Below are 16,354 nucleotides of genomic sequence, written 5' to 3' on the forward strand. Positions count from 1 at the left end.
ACATCTATTCAACAGGGGGGAGAAGTCGTATGATCAGAGAGGTTATACAGATGAGTTACCTTATTATTGTTGCAAATATAACTCTCTTTCTGTTCCTATTATTCAATTCGACTGTAAGCAATAAAATAAAACACTGCTTTATGGCAGGTACTGCTATTTCTCTGATTATGCTGATATGCAATATTATTTCGTATACCTATCAGGGAACGGGTACTAACATCCTGCTTCTTAAAGTAAACAATGCTGTGAGCTATTCTATCAGCGGTCCTGTTATCCTTCCGTTTATTTTTATTTCCGGTGTTATAGCAAAAAAAATAAAAGCTACCTTACAGGTGCTTGCTTTGATAAACTGCATTGTTTGTATTATAAGTATTTTCAACGGCTGCGTTTTCAGCTTTGATGAAATGGGCAACCAATCATTGAAAACATTTGCCGCTATACCTTTCATTTTCAGCTTAATGTACCTTTGTGTGCTGATATCGGCGTCATTTATAAAGTTCAGACTTGGACTGAGATTGGAAAGTATATTCCTTATGGTTCTCAGTATCGCTATTTTTTCAGCAACTTTCCTCAATACATTCCTCCATTTCAAGTATCTTATAAGTGGAATGGCTGTTCTGAGCTGTGTGTTCTATTACCTTTTCTTTACTACTCAGACACTTACGCGCGACGCTATGACAAATGCACTTAACAGACACTGCTTCTACAGAGATGTTCTTACAATGAAAAAGCACCAGATGTTCATTATATCTATGGATCTTAACGGTCTTAAACAGATAAACGACAATCTCGGTCATGATGAAGGCGATAAAGCTATTCTTGCTGTATCAGAGAGCACTTTTGAAATTATTCCCTCAAGATGCAGATTTTACAGAATGGGCGGAGATGAATTTGAGATACTCTTCCCTTCTGCTTCACGTTCGGATACCGAGATAATGATGCAGAAAATAAAAGAAGCTGTTCACAGCAGAGGCTACAGTATAGCTATGGGCTGCGGCGAATATAAAAAAGGCATGGATCTTGACGAGCTTATCAAGGAGATCGATGCTATGATGTATGAGGATAAGGCAAGAATGAAAGCCCTTCAGGGACTTTGATGGATAATTAAAAAAGCGAGTTGTCGGAAATGCGGCAGCTCGCTCTTTTTATACTCTATTGTAAATGTGAAATATCATTCCCAGCTCTGTCATAGCAGAACAGGTAAAATCAGTTACTGACCTGCCGGCAGTATGACTTCAGCAGTAAAAATATATCTGTTTCCTGCTTCTTTACAGGAAAGCTCTATAGTTCCTCCGCATTTCTCCAATGCACTGCGGACACTTTTCAAACCAAGTCCGTGATACTCTCTGTCGGATTTGCTCGATACCATATTCGGCGACACATCAACATATTCTGCACACGGATTGCTGATGCTGATGTAATAAAAGCTCCCTGTTCTTTTAGCAGTCAGAGTAATGATTCGGTCTGGTTCAACCTGTTTAGCGGCTTCGATCGCATTGTCAAGAAGATTGGAAAGCACCGTGCAAAGTGTCACAGCATTTATGTCAAGTCCTTTCAGAATACCTTCACATACAAGCTCTGTACCCTCTTTTTCGGCAGCGGCTCTTTTTTCGGTTATGATAGCATCAGCGATCTCATTGCCAGTAATATTGACAGCCTGCGTGTCTGCAAAGCTTTCCGAAAGTCCTTTCAGGTATTTTCCCAGCTCTGTTGTTTTACCCGTTTCGTAAAGTCCGTTCATCACCGCGATATGATTCTTCATATCGTGTCTGAGCATCCGCATTGCGGTATCGGCAGTTCTTGCCTGCTCGAAATGCTTTGCCTGAGCCGTCATGTATTTTTCACTCAGTTCATTCATCTCACGGAAGCGTTTTGCCTGCTGCTGTTTTACCGAAAGCAAAAGCAGCACCGTTACCGACATCAGCATGAGTACCGAAGGTATAGCTGCTTCGGGCGAAACATCTGGGATATAATTCGACATCGAAAAGCTCCTGTCAATAATAGCAGTTCCCGAAAAAGTGATACTCGTCAGCAATAGCATTTGCAGCCTGCCAAGCGGTTCTCTGTCATCGCTGCAAACCAGCTGTTTCAGCAGAAAAACTGCTCCTGCCGAAATGATATATGCTGCAAAATAAAGCAACGTCTCAGCTGTAAAGCTTCTTTCCGTTCTATTTGATACGGAAAATACCGCTGTCTGCACACTGCTAATAAGACTAACGGAAAACATCTCCGCAAATATCAGCGAAAGCAGATGATTTATGCTTTTATTGGTCAGAATAAAAAACATAGCAAACGTATGCAGAATATACAACTGTGTTGAATCGATACCGCCAAAGTACCGGTTTTGTATAAATGATATGATACCGAATATCACGCCCGATAATACGTAAAACAGCGGTATGGATCTTATTTTCTTATAGAACAGATCATTCATCGTGATAAACGTACACAGACTGAAAGCCGTACCGTACATGAGCTGTATCAGAAACGGTGTTAGCTGATATAGTTTTATCATAAGCCTCACCTACCTTGCGTTAAGGCGAATATATTCAACCAGCCGTTTTTTCATTTCATCAACATAGCTTTTGCTGACAGGGAGTATGACGCCGCTGTCAAGCTTTACCTCTTTTTCATTGCGGCTGACGATATGTGAAAGATTTACTATCACCGAACGATGTACCCTGCAAAAATGGTCGGAAACACCTTCGAGCATGGTCATCGCTTCAGTCATCTTCAGACGCATTTTATATTCTTTTTCCGATGTTATGAAACGAACGGTATTGTTATCGGCTTCGGCATAAATAATGCTGTCGGGTGAGATATAATATTCCTCGCCGTCTGATCTTATGCAGAGGTTCTTATTATCAGCAGTCAGCTGTCTAATGTCTTTAAGTGCCTGTGTCAGCTTTGCGGTTATAACAGGCTTTTGCAGGAATCTGAAAGCCCCTACCTCATAACCGTCCATGGCAAGCTCGGTATGGCTTGTCAGGAAGATCACAGGCAGATCGGCAGAAAACTCATGAAGCCTCTTTGCCGTTTCCATACCGTCAGGCTCAGGCATCTCAATATCAAGAAATACCGCGTCAAAACGCTTTCCCTTTTCAAATGCGGAAATCAGTGCCCGACCGCTCTCAAAGGCGGTGCATATAACATCGAGGCTCTTGTAAAAAGAGGTTATCGCTTCGCATATCGCATTACGGAAGTATTTTTCATCATCACAGACAGCTATCCTCATAATTATCACCCTGTTTCAGTATATCACATTATCTTTCCTTTTTCAAGACAGTATCCTGCCGTCACATAGCGTAATCACTTTGTCAGAATAAGCCGCACACTCTCCCGAATGAGTGACCATAAGTATCGTAATGCCTTTTTCGTCGTTGATACGCTTGAAAAGCTCCATGATCTCAGTGCCGCTCTTGCTGTCAAGGTTTCCCGTTGGTTCATCTGCAAGGAGTATCTGCGGCTCATAAATGACTGCTCTTGCTATAGCACATCTCTGCTGCTGACCGCCTGAAAGCTGGTTGGGATAGCATTTTCGCTTGTCTGAAAGTCCGACTTTATCAAGTATATCATTCAGCCTTTCACTATTATCCTTTAATTTTTTCCCGTCCATGACAAGGGGCAGAAGAATGTTATCCTCAACAGTCAGATTCTGAACAAGATTGAAAAACTGGAACACAAATCCCATTCCCTCACGCCGCAGCTTTGAAAGCTCCTTATCACGCATTCTTGAGATATCCTGACCGTTTATGAATATCTCACCGCTGTCAGGCGTATCAAGTCCGCCAAGAAGATACAAAAGTGTTGACTTGCCGCTTCCCGAAGCTCCCATAAGTGATATGAATTCGCCCTTTCCAACAGCAAGTGACACATTATCCAGCACCTGTGTGCGATTGCCTTTAACTCCGAAGCTTTTGCAGAGAGCTTTTATCTCGATGATATTGTCCATAATGCCTCCTATTCGCATTTGAGCTGTTCTGCTGTATTCATTCGTTTCAACGATAATATTGGTATCAGCACTGTCATTATCACTGAGGAGAACATTACCGCTAAAAATACAGCTATTCCGAAATAATCAAAGCTGATGGGAATTTTCATGTCAAGCTCAGAGAGGATCCGCACTATCATCATTATCACGAAATGCCCGATACACAAGTATATAATAACAGGTAAGAAAGCCGTCAGCATAGTTTCGCAAATCAGCATTTTTGAGATCTGACTTATACTCATTCCCTGTGAACGAAGCACAGCAAGCTCGTGTCTGCGCTGTTCAAAGCCAATAGTCTGCTGCCCCGATACTGAGATGACGGCAAGCAGGACTCCTATAACGGCAAGAGCGTCAAGCAGACCTGTTATGCTATGAGATTCCTCGTCCATACGTGCATAATATTCCCCTGTTGTCTCAAATTCAGCACTTTTGTCGATGAGCTGTCGCTGCATTAGCTTGGTATCCCCGTTTACAAGCAGCATTGACGGATAATCATGGTACACGCTTTTGTATGTATCCAGACTTATGACCGCTGCATTGCACTTCTGGTCGAAGTATACGCTGTCTATACCCGAGACCGCTGTAAATGCCAGTTTTACGGGACGGACAGTATTATTTTTCAGCGTTATCGTCACTCTGTCACCGTTATTTATACCGAGCCTTTTCATCATCTGCCTGTCAAGGGCTATCTCATCATCACTGAGTTTTTCGGGCAGATCTTGCAGTCCGCCGAACATCTCAAAGCTGTCATAGCCAAATATGTTTATATTTGTCCGCTTACCGTTTAGCTCTGTAGTTTCGGAAGTATTGTAGATAAATTCTTTGCTGTCAGCACTAATTATGCCATAATACTCCGAACGTTCCGAAAGACCTGTTATAACAGCGTCACAGTTATAATTTCTGACCGAATACAGCTTTTCTGCCGAGCGTGAAAGTACATACAGCGAAGCAGTCATAATAACAACAGCCGTACATATGACCGTTCCCGTGACTGCGGTCTTTTTGGTTCCTGACTGTATCAGAGCGAGCCTTACAACAGGAAGTGCGCTGCCGTTGGTATGCCTTGCCGTAAATGCGGAATTTGCGGATAATATCTTTGGCAGGATAAGGCATATGCCGATCACAAAACCTGCAAGTCCCATAAGCGAGAAAATAAAAGCAAAACTGCCGAAAAACAGAACAAACGCACTGAAAACACAAATAATTCCCACTGCTGTTGCAAAAACAGATGGTCGATAAACACTGTCCCTGCCGCCGAAAATTATATCCCTTATGGACATTTCAGATGTGCATATGACAGACATCAGTGAAACAGCACAGCTCATCAACGCAGAAATCACCAGTCCGATAACAGGCACATAAAACGGCACATCAACACTTCCGCCCGCTCCGTCAATACCGGGTATCATATTCCCGAGGAGCATATCCTTCAGCGCATAGAAAAGTGCTGTCCCGATAATACCGCCTATCAGTCCGTACAATGTACATTCGATCAAAAGTGTCAGAGAAGCCCTTCTTTTTTCCGCTCCGATACTGCGAAGCGTACCGACGACAGCAAGCCTTTCGGCAGCGATATTCTTTGAAAATGCCGATATGATAAACAGTATCATCAACAGTGTTACTGCAAAAATAACGAAAAAAGTTCTCGTCAGACTGCGGACGCTGTCCTCGATCTCCTGTGTGCCTGTGACCTGACTGATATCAAGCTCGGGATATTTTTCTCTAAGTTTTTCTGCTGTTTCGTATTCCTTTCCGTCGGGAGCGTCAATGTATATTGTCGTTGCGGATATATCAGGTGATGAAAGAACTTTTTTCGCATTTTCAAAGGTGACGATAACTGTCAATGGCATGACAGAAAGATCGTTTTTATTCAGAACTATTTCGCTTACCGTCAGCGTGATCTCTGAACCGTCTGCACATGGGAGCATCATCTTATCCCCGACTTCATATCCGAAACGCCGTGCAACCCCATAGCTGATAACAGCTTCGTCGTTATTCGGTGCTGTACACTTGGGAAGAAATCCGAATACTGCTGCCCGTTCTGTATCAACACCGAGAATATAAATGTTTTTCTTCTGCACATATTTGAAATTACTGATATCATGCATCTGAAAATACGAATGAGCAAGGATAACAGGCAGGCTCTCGGTATCGGCAGGCAGTTTCGGAAGCTCGCTTATACCTTTTGCAGACTGCATTACTATGTCTGTTTTTCCCATTGAGCTTCTTATCATATCTTCCACTGCTGTCTCAGATGCAGTGCTTATCGTCAGACATAGAGAAAAAGTCAGCGAAACCGCCGAAAGACACAGAACGATAACCATAGTACGAAACGGCTTTATCGTGATATTGCGAAGCATTAATTTTATAAAGATCCGCATCTTACCACACCCTTACTCTTTTGTCATAAGGCACATACATACCGTCGTTCTCCGAAATATCATATGCCCTGTAGAATTGATCCAAGCTCGAAAGCACACCATTCACCCTTATCTCTGAGGGACTGTGTACATCATCAGTTATCTGCCCAGACACATTCGTATCATATGAAAGCGTTGCCCACAGCTTTGTATAGCTCTCGAATATGCGCCTAAGTTCGTCCTTATCATCTGTCATGGAAGATATCACCTGCATACCGCCGAGGTCTGCCGCATTCTCGCCTTTTGTGTTTTCGCCGTTTATATAGAATGTCCCCATGATCTGCATACTGCCGAAGTACTCTGCAACTTTACCGCAAAGTAATTCTGTGCGCTCTGTACTTATCCTGTCGGGGCGGTAATTGCCCTTTTCGTCATAAAGGATACCGTCAGCATCAAAAGCGTGACCTATCTCATGGGCGATGATCGAACCAAGTCCGCCCAAATTCGTATAATAGTCAGCCTTAACATCAAAAATCGGAACGATGAACGTACCCATAGGAACGGTGATACTGTTTTTCTGCGAGTCGTAGTATGCATTGACCGCATACGCAGGCATATTCCATTCATCAACTTTCGGAGCTTTATCCACAGAGGTCAGCATCTCCTGAACAGCTCCTCTTTTTATACTTACGGCACTTTCAAGCAAATTGTCCGATATTTGAATTTCCCTCTGCATCTCTTTATCCGAACAGCCTATATTTACAGTGATGTTGTCGATCTTCGCAAGACATTCTTTACGGTCGTTTTCGGTAAGAGACTCCGAGCCCTTTATACATTTTCTGTACGCCGAGATGATATCCACGGTCATTTCACGAACAGCCGCAAAGGTCTTATCATCGCGGTATTTTTGAACATATATATTCTCTACATCGCCCATGAGCAGACTTTCTGCGGTCTGAACCGCTCTCTCCTCGGCAGTCTTATGCTCATTCTGCTCAAAAGCCTTAGCATAGTCTGACGGAAGATAGTCTTTATACGCGTAAATAAGCATACACTCGGCAAGGTTTTTCCATATTTCTGTATTTTCATCTGTCAGCAGAGAGCATATCTTTTCGAGCTGTACGGTATCAATAACCATAATATCTCTGCCGCCCATTCCGATCATTTCAAAATACTCCGCCAAAAGCGGGGCGAACTCCTCAGGTTTGCGGATATTGTACATATCTTCCACCGACATTTTATCCAAATCGGCGGTGCATTCGGCTATATCAAGAAGCATGGTAACAATAGCATAAGCAAGGCTGTCGGCATCTTCGTGACCGAACGCGTTCAATAGTTCGGTCAACTGCTGCTGCAAGTTTTCGGCAGTGTCCTTGCCGTTAAGAAGCTCATCGGCAGAATAGTAAAGCTGCATCTGCCCGACATACGGCATATTTCTGCTGCTGTCGCAAAAGTCCTGAATAACACCGACCGCAGGCAGAACCGAAACACCATACTCCGTGTAAAGCATACCGCATACATTAACAAGTTCCTTTGCCGTCCGTGCGCCTTTTAACGAATTCAAGCCTTTTTCAAGAGGAGCAAGCCCTATCTTATCTCTTGTATCCGTATCAAGACACTGCTCGTAAATGTCACGTATAAGCTGTTCACTGCTGCCCTTCGGATATGTCTTATCGCAGTTTCCGAGTTTTATTATCTCCCGTGAAATGATATCGTCAATATTTTTCTGTGCGCCCCGCAGCGTTCCCATTTCCATCATATCCGCAGGAATATCTGTGCCGTAAAGAAAATCAAAATTCAAATAGCCGTAAAAATCATCTTCCAGACGGATACCCGCGCTTTCACGGGTATAAACAGTGTCGTCAACAGGCTTTGGCTCATTCTGAACAATCTTTGCCCCACACCCCGTAAACATGAATGCTGCAAGAAATATAGCAATATTTCGGCGCATGATATCACCCCTGTGCAATATATAAATGCCAGCCGTCTGTTGTCAGCGGAACGGTAACTTTCCCATCGACCTTTTTCTCGCCGTTGTATATCACCGAGCCATAAAGCTTACGCAGCTTGCCGCCGGTACTGTGATATATGAACTCTACCGTTTTTCCGTCCGAAATAATCGCATCATGATCTTCTTTCATTATTTCATATATACCATCCATGAAGGCTGTGTACTCCGCAGAATCCTCGTATACAACGCCGTCATAGCTTTTGCCTGCCAACGGTATATCGGTGATCTCTGTGGATATTTTATGACTTTTCAGATAAAGCGCAATATCTTCATACGCCTGACGGTGTGTTTCAAAATCCTGTGTAAGTTTTTCTTGCGAAACTGCCTCTGGACGAAGCAGAACAAACCAGGCTGCACCTCCGCCTACTACGAGCACTATCAATGCGATCAGCAATTTTTTCATGGATACCAGTCCTTTCGCGTTTTTCTTGATTATAACACGTAAAAAGTACGAATGGTCTGATATGTGGTGAAATATGCTTTTTTTGTGGTGAAATGCTCATAGCTATGACTTTTTACCTTTTCACCAATAATCCACTCCGATTTTTATACATCATAAAAAAACAACGTCAAAATCCACAAAATTTTATTGCATATTTATTACACATAAAAAAAAAGAGCAGATATCCGACAGCAGCAAATGCATATCGGATACCTGCTCTTTTCAGTTTTATGGCTGTACTTCGCCATTTCAGTATACGCCTGACTGGGATCGAACCAGCGCACATGGCGTCGGAGGCCAATGCTCTATCCACTGAGCTACAGGCGCACATATAACAGTACACTTTTATTATTATATCAAAAACTCTTGAAATTTGCAAGCTTTTATGCTATAATTATAAAAAATAAATTAGGAGGGAACGTTTTGGGGGACTATATTTATCTTATAGTTGCGCAAACAGGTACACGACCCGCACGGTTCTTCAAATTTTTCACAAAAAAACCTTACAATCACGTTTCTCTGTCAGGTGATGTTGACCTTACCGAAATGTACAGCTTCTGCCGTACTTACCGTCCATTTCCGCTTCCTGCTACATTCAACAAGGAAATAGTCGGACAGGGTACACTTGGTCAGTATCATAATATTCCATGCGAAATATACCGTATAAAGGTTTCTCACGAACAAAAAGAAGCCTTCAATATTATAATAAATCACTTTGAGGAGCATAGGAAGGTATACTCCTATAATCTGCTGGGACTTCTGGCTGTTTACTTCAATATTGAATGGAAACGTGAAAGAAGCTTCGTCTGTTCACAGTTCGTCGCTTACACTATGGATAAGATAGGCATTCCGCTTGAAAAAGCCTTCTGTCTGTATACACCCGATGATTTCAGGTCTTTTCCAGGTGCTGACCTTATCTATACAGGTGAACTCAACACCTTCTATGAGACTATGCAGTCAAATCTTTATACATAATGAAATGATATATGCCGTGAACCGTATCTCGTCCGGAGAGACAAGATATGCCGCACAGTAGTTCCTGCTGTCGGGAGCTATTCCCGAAAGGCTGAATTTACTGCAATGATCCAGTATCTCCACTGAAGCTGTATCACTGCCTACTGTCACTCCAACAGGTATCATCTTTTCCTCGCTCATCTGATTATGGGAATTGGCATAAGAATTAATAAACATCCACGAACCGCCGCTTAACAGCAGGTAAAGAAATGCTGCTGTTAAGGCGGTCTTTTTTTTGCATTTTCGCATTGTATCACCTTTTCATTGAATTGAGAAGCTGTCCCAGTGAATGACCGAACAATTGTCCTGCATACTGCGACTGCTGAAGCGTATTTCCGTGTGAGCCCACTTCTATAAGCAGGCTGCCGTTAGTAAGGTCCTGATTATAGTGCCTGTAATCAAATAATATCGGACGGGTCAAGCCATTATAATCAGATTCAAGCTTCTGCTGAAGTGTGCAGGCAAAGTGGAAATTTTCCATATAATTCGGCATACCAAGCGTTCCGTCATCACAGCCCGAGATTATCATTATCTGCGAAGCCTCTCTGCCGTTTATGTCAACAAAAGGCTGATATGCGACTCCATCGGCAGATATAGCGTCCCTGTGTATGTCAAGGACTACCTTTATGCTTGGATATTTTTCAAGAATAGGCAGGATAGTCTCACGGCTGCGCCCGTAAGAGCCGTTATACGAGGGATAGTCATGTACAGTTGTGGCGTGGATAACTCCTATCCCCTGCGCTTCAAGCTCTGCCTGTATTGCGTCGCCTACCATGACAACGTTTTTCGTATTATCCGTAGTACGATAGTTGAATGAGCTGTCATACCGCTCACGGACATAGGGCTCAAAACTTTCTGTAGTGTGGGTATGATAGATGAGCACAAGGGGCTCGTCTGTATCAGAAACAGTAAAATTAGGCAGATAGCTGCTCTCCTTCATAAGGACTTCATTGGGTATATCGGTCTTGTTATTTACCTGTCCCCCTTTTTCAAGGTCAAAGAATGAATTACCGCTGTAGCTGTCATAAGAAAGTCTGACTATTTCTCCGTCAGTATGCCATTCTTTCGGATACGGCTTTTCACCTGCACTTTCTGGCTTCATATCAAGCGGATCCGGCAGTCTTACAAGCTCCGTATCATTTTCGCTTTCATCATCTATGCCGTAGCCCTCCGAGAGTATCATGCTGCCTGAAAGCAGTTCGTCCTGCTTTTTTATTTTGCTTATGCTTTCGGAAGTCAGTTCGATGTGCTTTGCAGCCGCATTTCCTGTAGTATCAAGAGTGTATGCTCTTGTATCGGAAAGAGCTGCCCTGACTCCGCTAACTCCCGAAGCTATGGCAGCAGGCAGCATAACTGCTGTGATACACTTAGCCAGTCCTTTTATTTTTCTGCGTTTATGGCGTGTCATATACTCACCTCACAAGTAATTCCTCTGAAATAAGTATATTCTCACAACATCAGGTATATGATATCCGCTGAAGCTTATCCACCGTCATTTTTCGGCATTTTCTGTCATAAGATATTGAGAGGTGATGACGATGTACAAATGTTTCGGACTAAAGAGGATTTTCAGCAGAGCTGCTGTTCTCATTCTTCTGGCAGCAATATGCTGCGGAGCGCTTTTCCCCCTTCGCTACGGAATTTCATCTGCTGCTGAAGCTTCTGCGGAAAGACCTGTTCCGCTGCCTGTAATAATGTATCACAGCGTATGCGAAAAAGCTCCTGCTGACTATATAGTTTCTCCTTTACAGCTTGAAAACGACCTTATATGGCTGAAAGATCACGGCTACACAAGTGTAAGCGCACAACAGCTCATAGACTACACAAACAAAAACGGCGAGCTGCCGCAAAAGCCTGTTCTCATAACCTTTGATGACGGCTTTTACAACAATCTTTCAATTGCACTGCCCCTGCTGGAGAAATATGATATGTGTGCCATTGTATCTATTGTGGGCAGATACACCGACGATTATGCACCTGCCGACCCTCATGCCGACGCATATTCATATCTCACATGGGAGGATATCTCTCAGCTTATTGCTTCGAATCGCATAGAAATAGGCAGCCACACCTATGATATGCATTCCCGTGACAGCCGCAGACAGGGCTGTGCCATAAATCCTGATGAAACACCTGAGCAATACTCTTATACGCTGAATATGGATATCGGACTTCTGAATACAGAGCTCCATGACAGCTGCGGCATATCACCTGTAGTATTTGCCTATCCATTCGGCGCACTTTGCCGCGAAAGTCTGCCTGTTCTCCGTGACAATGGCATAAAAATCTCCCTGACCTGCCGCGAGGGCATGAATTATATCACTCGTTCTCCCGACTGTCTCTACGGTATTTTCAGAAACAACCGAAGCGGTCTCGTATCCACCGAGGAATATATGAGCGAGCTTACAAAAGAACTCCCCGAATCGCAATAATTCGGGGAGTCTGTTTAAGCTGTAGTCAACAAGCCTTCACTTACATAAAGTGTGCCGTTTTTTCGTTCATAATCATATGTTACGCCTGATTCATTCTTTCTCTTCTGATCTTTGATAAACCTGTCAAAGAACTCATCGAAGCTGTCATAACCCATTCTATCCCAATACTTATCGTACTTAGGATCTCTGTATTTCTCAAATCTTTCAGGGATAGTGCCGTCCCTATCGTATTCTTCGATTATCTGTGTACTGTTTTCTGAGAAGTAAATAAAATCAGGACCTACCTTATAGAAGATATATCCGTAGTAAGCAAAGAAAATACCCGAAATAACAGAAATAATGATACCTGCAATAGCAAAGCCCTTGCCCTTTCTCTTTCCGACAAGTGAAACTATCGAGAAGATAAGACAAATCGGGACAGTTACTACACTGAGGACAGTACAGCATAAAACAAAATTCACAAGTGAAATAACAAATGATGCTATTGCAAAGCCTGCGCCCTTCTGCTCGGGCATACCGTCATTGTTGTTATACATATTTTGTGGATATCCGTTATAATTTCCTGTGAAAGGATTATTTCCGTTATATCCGTTATTGTAGGGATTTCCGTTATTATAGCCGTTATTCTGATTATTGTACTGATTTCCGTTGATATAACCGTTATTCTGACCGTTATACTGATTACCGTTATTGAACGGATTTGGATTTCCATAGCCATTATTATAGCCATTATTATCAGTACTGTTATCAGACTGACTATTATTGTCGCTGTTATTGTAATTATTCAGATCGTCCATTTTTAAATTCTCCTTTTATAGACTTGTCTGCCAGTTCCAATTCCGCACCTCAAGTTCGTCGAGGTTATACGGTGTTTTCTGGTAAACACAGTAGTTGAGCCAGTTTGAAAACATGAGATTAGCTGTACATCTCCATGAAAAAACAGGAACATTATCAGGGTTGTCCCCCGGGAAATAATTATAAGGGAGCTGTATATCAATTCCCTTTGATACATCACGCCTGTACTCGTTGGCTAATGTATCTCTGTCATACTCCGAATGTCCTGTAATGAAATACTGTCTGCCATTCTTATTGGCAACTATATGCACTCCCGCTATATCCGAGACAGTAAGTATCTCAAGCTGAGGGATACGCTCGATATCCTCACGGCGCACCTCAGTATTTCTCGAATGAGGAACATAGAATACATCATCGAAGCCTCTGAGCAGCTGACAATTGCTGACCTCAGCCCTGTGCGGAAAGATACCGAACATTTTATGGTCAAGGTTATACTTAGGTATGCCATAGTGGTAGTAAAGACCTGCCTGAGCTGCCCAGCAAATATAAAGAGTGGAAAAGATGTGGGTCTTTGACCATTCCATTATACTGCATATCTCGTCCCAGTAGTCCACCTGCTCATAATCAAGAAGCTCTACAGGCGCACCTGTAATTATCATACCGTCATAGCGGTCGTCACGTATCTCATCAAAGGTCTTGTAGAAAGACTCAAGATGATGTTTGGATGTATTCTTTGAAACATGAGATGACATCTGAAGCAGGTCAATATCCACCTGAAGCGGAGTATTACTGAGAAGCCTCAGAAGCTGACACTCTGTCTCTATCTTTTTGGGCATGATATTGAGGATAACTACTTTAAGGGGTCTGATATCCTGATGCTCTGCCCTTTCCTTCGACATGATGAAGATATTTTCTTCTCCAAGCGTTTTGAATGCCGGAAGCTCTGAAGATATCCTGATTGGCAATCCAAATCGCTCCTTTCATATTTATTCTTTCTTACCCTTGCAGTGTTCACAGCCGTTCATAAAATGCTCAAGGTCTGTACACTGTCTGCTGTCTCCGACCACAAAACGGAGCTTTTTTAATACATCAAATTTACTGCTGTCAGGAAGCTCAAAGAGCATATGATTTATCCCCTTCAGCACACTTTTGAGCATTACCGAGCGCACAAGACCGTCACAGAGCATCATATCTCCGCCGTCGTCATAATCATAGACCACGGTTTTGTCCGTGCCGTAGGAATAGGCTATAAAACCAATGACACTGCCCTTGTCGAGAGCCTCTGTGATATGGAGCTCAGCATTTCCTGCCGCTCTTTTAAGCTCATCATAGCCTTCTGCGTCAAATCTTTCCTGTATCTCCAGCATTTTACTTCTCCTTGCCGATAGCGTTTCTTATTGCACGAAGCTCATCGGGAGTAAGCTCTCTGTATCCGCCGGGCTTCAGCATACCAAGCTTCAGCGGACCTATGCTTATACGGCGAAGTCTTGCGACCTCAAGTCCAACAGCCTCGCACATTTTACGTATCTGACGGTTTCTGCCCTCTTTTATGGTCATAAGCAGAACGACTCTGCCCTCTTCCTTTGTCTTTACGACTACGGAAGCAGGAAGGGTCTTTTTACCGTCTATCTCAACGCCCTCGGAAAGCTGAACAAGCTGTTCATCTGTTATATCAGGACGCACGGTAACACGGTATGTCTTTGAGATATGGCGGCTTGGGTGCATGATACTGTTTGCAAATTCGCCGTCATTTGTAAAGAGGAGAAGTCCCTCGGAATTACGGTCAAGACGACCTACTGGATATACACGCTCCTCAACATCTTCAAGGAGGTCCATAACACAGCGTCTGTCGAGCTCATCGGAAACGGTAGTTACGTATCCTCTCGGCTTGTTCATCATAAGGTATGTGAAGCTGCGCTTTTTCGGCATATAGATACGCTCGCCGTCAACGGTGATGATATCCTTGAAGCCGCACTTATCCCCAAGCTTTACGGGGTGACCGTTGAGCTTGACTCTGCCCTGTGTTATAAGCTCCTCTGCTTTTCTGCGGGAGCACACGCCGCAATCGGCTATCATTTTCTGAATTCTTATTTTTTCCACTTTTTATCCTATCCTTAGCGGGAGAAAAAGCTCCCGAGCATTTCTTTGAATTTCGTAAATATTCCCTTTTTCTCAGGGCGCTCAGCCGCAGCTGTTATGCTTTCCGCAGCATAAAGCGGAACTGTTTCCACCTCACGCCCCATAAAGCTTATACGCAGCATTGCAGCCTCATTGCCGTAATTTATGGGCGCATATACAAACGGTGCAGTGAGCAGAGTAAACTGTATATCCTCCTCATTTCCTGCCATTGTACATACCCTTACAGAACTTTCCTTTGGCACGAGCCTGAGCTTATCAACTTCGCCGCCCACAGTATTCACAGTCATACCGGCAGGAATAGCCGCATCAATTACGCGTACAGTATCAAAGCCGTAATCATACATAGCGATATGATCGTTCCAGTCGCTGCGATCATTAAGGGTAACGCAGATAAGGTCTTTTCCGTCCCTTTCACAGGCAGAAACAAGACATCTTCCCGCTTCATCGGTAAAACCTGTTTTTACACCGTAAACTCCGTCATACATATTAAGAAGCTTATTTGTATTTTTCAGCCACCTTACATATGGCGGATCACCGAATTCAAGCTTTATACTGTCCTGAGAGCAGATACTGCGGAAAAGCTCGTTCCTGAGAGCTTCACGGGCAAGCATTGCCATATCATATGCTGACGAGCCGTGTCCTTCCCCCTCAAGTCCCGAGGGTGTAACAAAATAGGTCTTAGAAAGCCCCAGCTTTCGGGCACGATCGTTCATCAGCTCAGCAAATTTCCCTATGTTGCCTGATATCCTTACAGCCGCTGCATTGGCAGCGTCATTGCCTGAGGGCAGCAGCATACCGCAGCACAAATCATATTTTGTGACGATATCTCCCTCCTGCAAGCCCATTGACGAGCCTTCGACCTTTATTGCTTCGCTGTCAACAACGAATTTGTCGTAAAGTCCGCCGCTTTCAAGGCAAAGGAGAGTGGTCATTATCTTTGTAGTACTTGCCATAGGCAGCTTTTCATTGCAGTTTTTTGCATATACCACCTCGCCTGTATCGGCTGAGATGAGTACTGCTGCCTTAGCAGATACCTCAGGCTGTGCGACTGCACAGACAGTATGGCATCTTACACTTACATCTGTTATGATAAATGCCGCTAATACAGCAAATATCCTTTTCATAGGCATACCTCCGCATAATATACTTCATGCTAAAGGATATGCCTGA

General features: G+C 43.4%; 16 protein-coding genes and 1 tRNA gene. 3 read left to right on the forward strand and 14 right to left on the reverse strand.

Features of this window, described 5'->3' with window-relative positions:
- Window positions 1–29: 29 nt before the first annotated feature.
- Window positions 30–1,097 carry a diguanylate cyclase domain-containing protein gene (locus BUB28_RS04960; RefSeq protein ID WP_072949429.1) on the forward strand — a complete coding sequence of 356 codons (1,068 nt, stop codon included), beginning with the start codon at window positions 30–32 and terminating at the stop codon, window positions 1,095–1,097.
- Window positions 1,098–1,210: 113 nt separating this feature from the next.
- Here BUB28_RS04960 and BUB28_RS04965 read toward each other — a convergent pair whose 3' ends face one another.
- The 7 genes from BUB28_RS04965 to BUB28_RS04995 form a co-directional block, all read right to left on the reverse strand.
- Window positions 1,211–2,515 carry a sensor histidine kinase gene (locus BUB28_RS04965; protein WP_072949431.1) on the reverse strand — a complete coding sequence of 435 codons (1,305 nt, stop codon included), beginning with the start codon at window positions 2,513–2,515 and terminating at the stop codon, window positions 1,211–1,213.
- 9 nt (window positions 2,516–2,524) lie between these two features.
- Entirely contained in the window at window positions 2,525–3,235 is a 711-nt protein-coding gene (locus tag BUB28_RS04970; protein ID WP_072949433.1) for a LytR/AlgR family response regulator transcription factor, read from the reverse strand.
- A 42-nt stretch (window positions 3,236–3,277) separates the two neighbouring features.
- On the reverse strand, window positions 3,278–3,952 hold the full coding sequence (locus BUB28_RS04975) for an ABC transporter ATP-binding protein (RefSeq protein WP_072949436.1): 675 nt from the start codon (window positions 3,950–3,952) through the stop codon (window positions 3,278–3,280).
- A gap of 8 nt (window positions 3,953–3,960) precedes the next feature.
- The gene (locus BUB28_RS04980) at window positions 3,961–6,351 is read right to left on the reverse strand and encodes an ABC transporter permease (RefSeq protein WP_207647076.1); all 2,391 of its coding nucleotides are present in this window, start codon (window positions 6,349–6,351) and stop codon (window positions 3,961–3,963) included.
- Between the two features lie 22 nt (window positions 6,352–6,373).
- Window positions 6,374–8,302 carry a M13 family metallopeptidase gene (locus tag BUB28_RS04985; RefSeq protein ID WP_072949441.1) on the reverse strand — a complete coding sequence of 643 codons (1,929 nt, stop codon included), beginning with the start codon at window positions 8,300–8,302 and terminating at the stop codon, window positions 6,374–6,376.
- Window positions 8,303–8,306: 4 nt separating this feature from the next.
- Entirely contained in the window at window positions 8,307–8,765 is a 459-nt protein-coding gene (locus BUB28_RS04990) for a hypothetical protein (RefSeq protein ID WP_072949443.1), read from the reverse strand.
- 294 nt (window positions 8,766–9,059) lie between these two features.
- Window positions 9,060–9,131 (reverse strand) — tRNA-Arg (locus BUB28_RS04995).
- 96 nt (window positions 9,132–9,227) lie between these two features.
- Here BUB28_RS04995 and BUB28_RS05000 point away from each other — a divergent pair.
- Complete coding sequence (locus BUB28_RS05000; RefSeq protein ID WP_072949445.1) at window positions 9,228–9,779, forward strand: hypothetical protein; 552 nt, start codon at window positions 9,228–9,230, stop codon at window positions 9,777–9,779.
- Here the strand turns inward: BUB28_RS05000 and BUB28_RS05005 are convergent.
- Together BUB28_RS05005 and spoIIP are read right to left on the reverse strand one after the other, a co-directional pair.
- Window positions 9,762–10,067 (reverse strand): hypothetical protein, encoded by a 306-nt coding sequence (locus BUB28_RS05005; protein ID WP_072949447.1) that lies wholly within the window; start codon window positions 10,065–10,067, stop codon window positions 9,762–9,764. The genes BUB28_RS05000 and BUB28_RS05005 overlap by 18 nt on opposite strands.
- A gap of 4 nt (window positions 10,068–10,071) precedes the next feature.
- Window positions 10,072–11,226: a stage II sporulation protein P gene (gene spoIIP / locus BUB28_RS05010; RefSeq protein WP_072949449.1), complete on the reverse strand. Its 1,155-nt coding sequence runs from the start codon at window positions 11,224–11,226 to the stop codon at window positions 10,072–10,074.
- Between the two features lie 130 nt (window positions 11,227–11,356).
- Between spoIIP and BUB28_RS05015 the strand changes: the two genes are divergently transcribed.
- Window positions 11,357–12,250, forward strand: coding sequence for a polysaccharide deacetylase family protein (locus BUB28_RS05015; protein ID WP_072949460.1), 894 nt, complete (start codon window positions 11,357–11,359; stop codon window positions 12,248–12,250).
- Between the two features lie 14 nt (window positions 12,251–12,264).
- On the opposite strand, the gene BUB28_RS05020 is transcribed toward BUB28_RS05015, so the two are convergent.
- The 5 genes from BUB28_RS05020 to BUB28_RS05040 are packed head-to-tail and all read right to left on the reverse strand — an operon-like array spanning window position 12,265 to window position 16,308.
- Window positions 12,265–13,047, reverse strand: coding sequence for a DUF4190 domain-containing protein (locus BUB28_RS05020; protein ID WP_072949462.1), 783 nt, complete (start codon window positions 13,045–13,047; stop codon window positions 12,265–12,267).
- Window positions 13,048–13,062: 15 nt separating this feature from the next.
- Entirely contained in the window at window positions 13,063–14,010 is a 948-nt protein-coding gene (gene metA, locus BUB28_RS05025; RefSeq protein ID WP_072949464.1) for a homoserine O-acetyltransferase MetA, read from the reverse strand.
- A gap of 21 nt (window positions 14,011–14,031) precedes the next feature.
- Window positions 14,032–14,412, reverse strand: a complete 381-nt coding sequence (locus BUB28_RS05030; protein ID WP_072949466.1) for a hypothetical protein — start codon at window positions 14,410–14,412, stop codon at window positions 14,032–14,034.
- A gap of 1 nt (window position 14,413) precedes the next feature.
- Window positions 14,414–15,145 carry a pseudouridine synthase gene (locus tag BUB28_RS05035; RefSeq protein ID WP_072949468.1) on the reverse strand — a complete coding sequence of 244 codons (732 nt, stop codon included), beginning with the start codon at window positions 15,143–15,145 and terminating at the stop codon, window positions 14,414–14,416.
- Between the two features lie 14 nt (window positions 15,146–15,159).
- Window positions 15,160–16,308, reverse strand: coding sequence for a D-alanyl-D-alanine carboxypeptidase family protein (locus tag BUB28_RS05040; protein WP_072949470.1), 1,149 nt, complete (start codon window positions 16,306–16,308; stop codon window positions 15,160–15,162).
- Window positions 16,309–16,354 lie beyond the last annotated feature (46 nt).

Origin of the sequence: Ruminococcus flavefaciens (genome assembly GCF_900143025.1) — a bacterium.
Lineage (GTDB): Bacteria > Bacillota > Clostridia > Oscillospirales > Ruminococcaceae > Ruminococcus > Ruminococcus flavefaciens_I.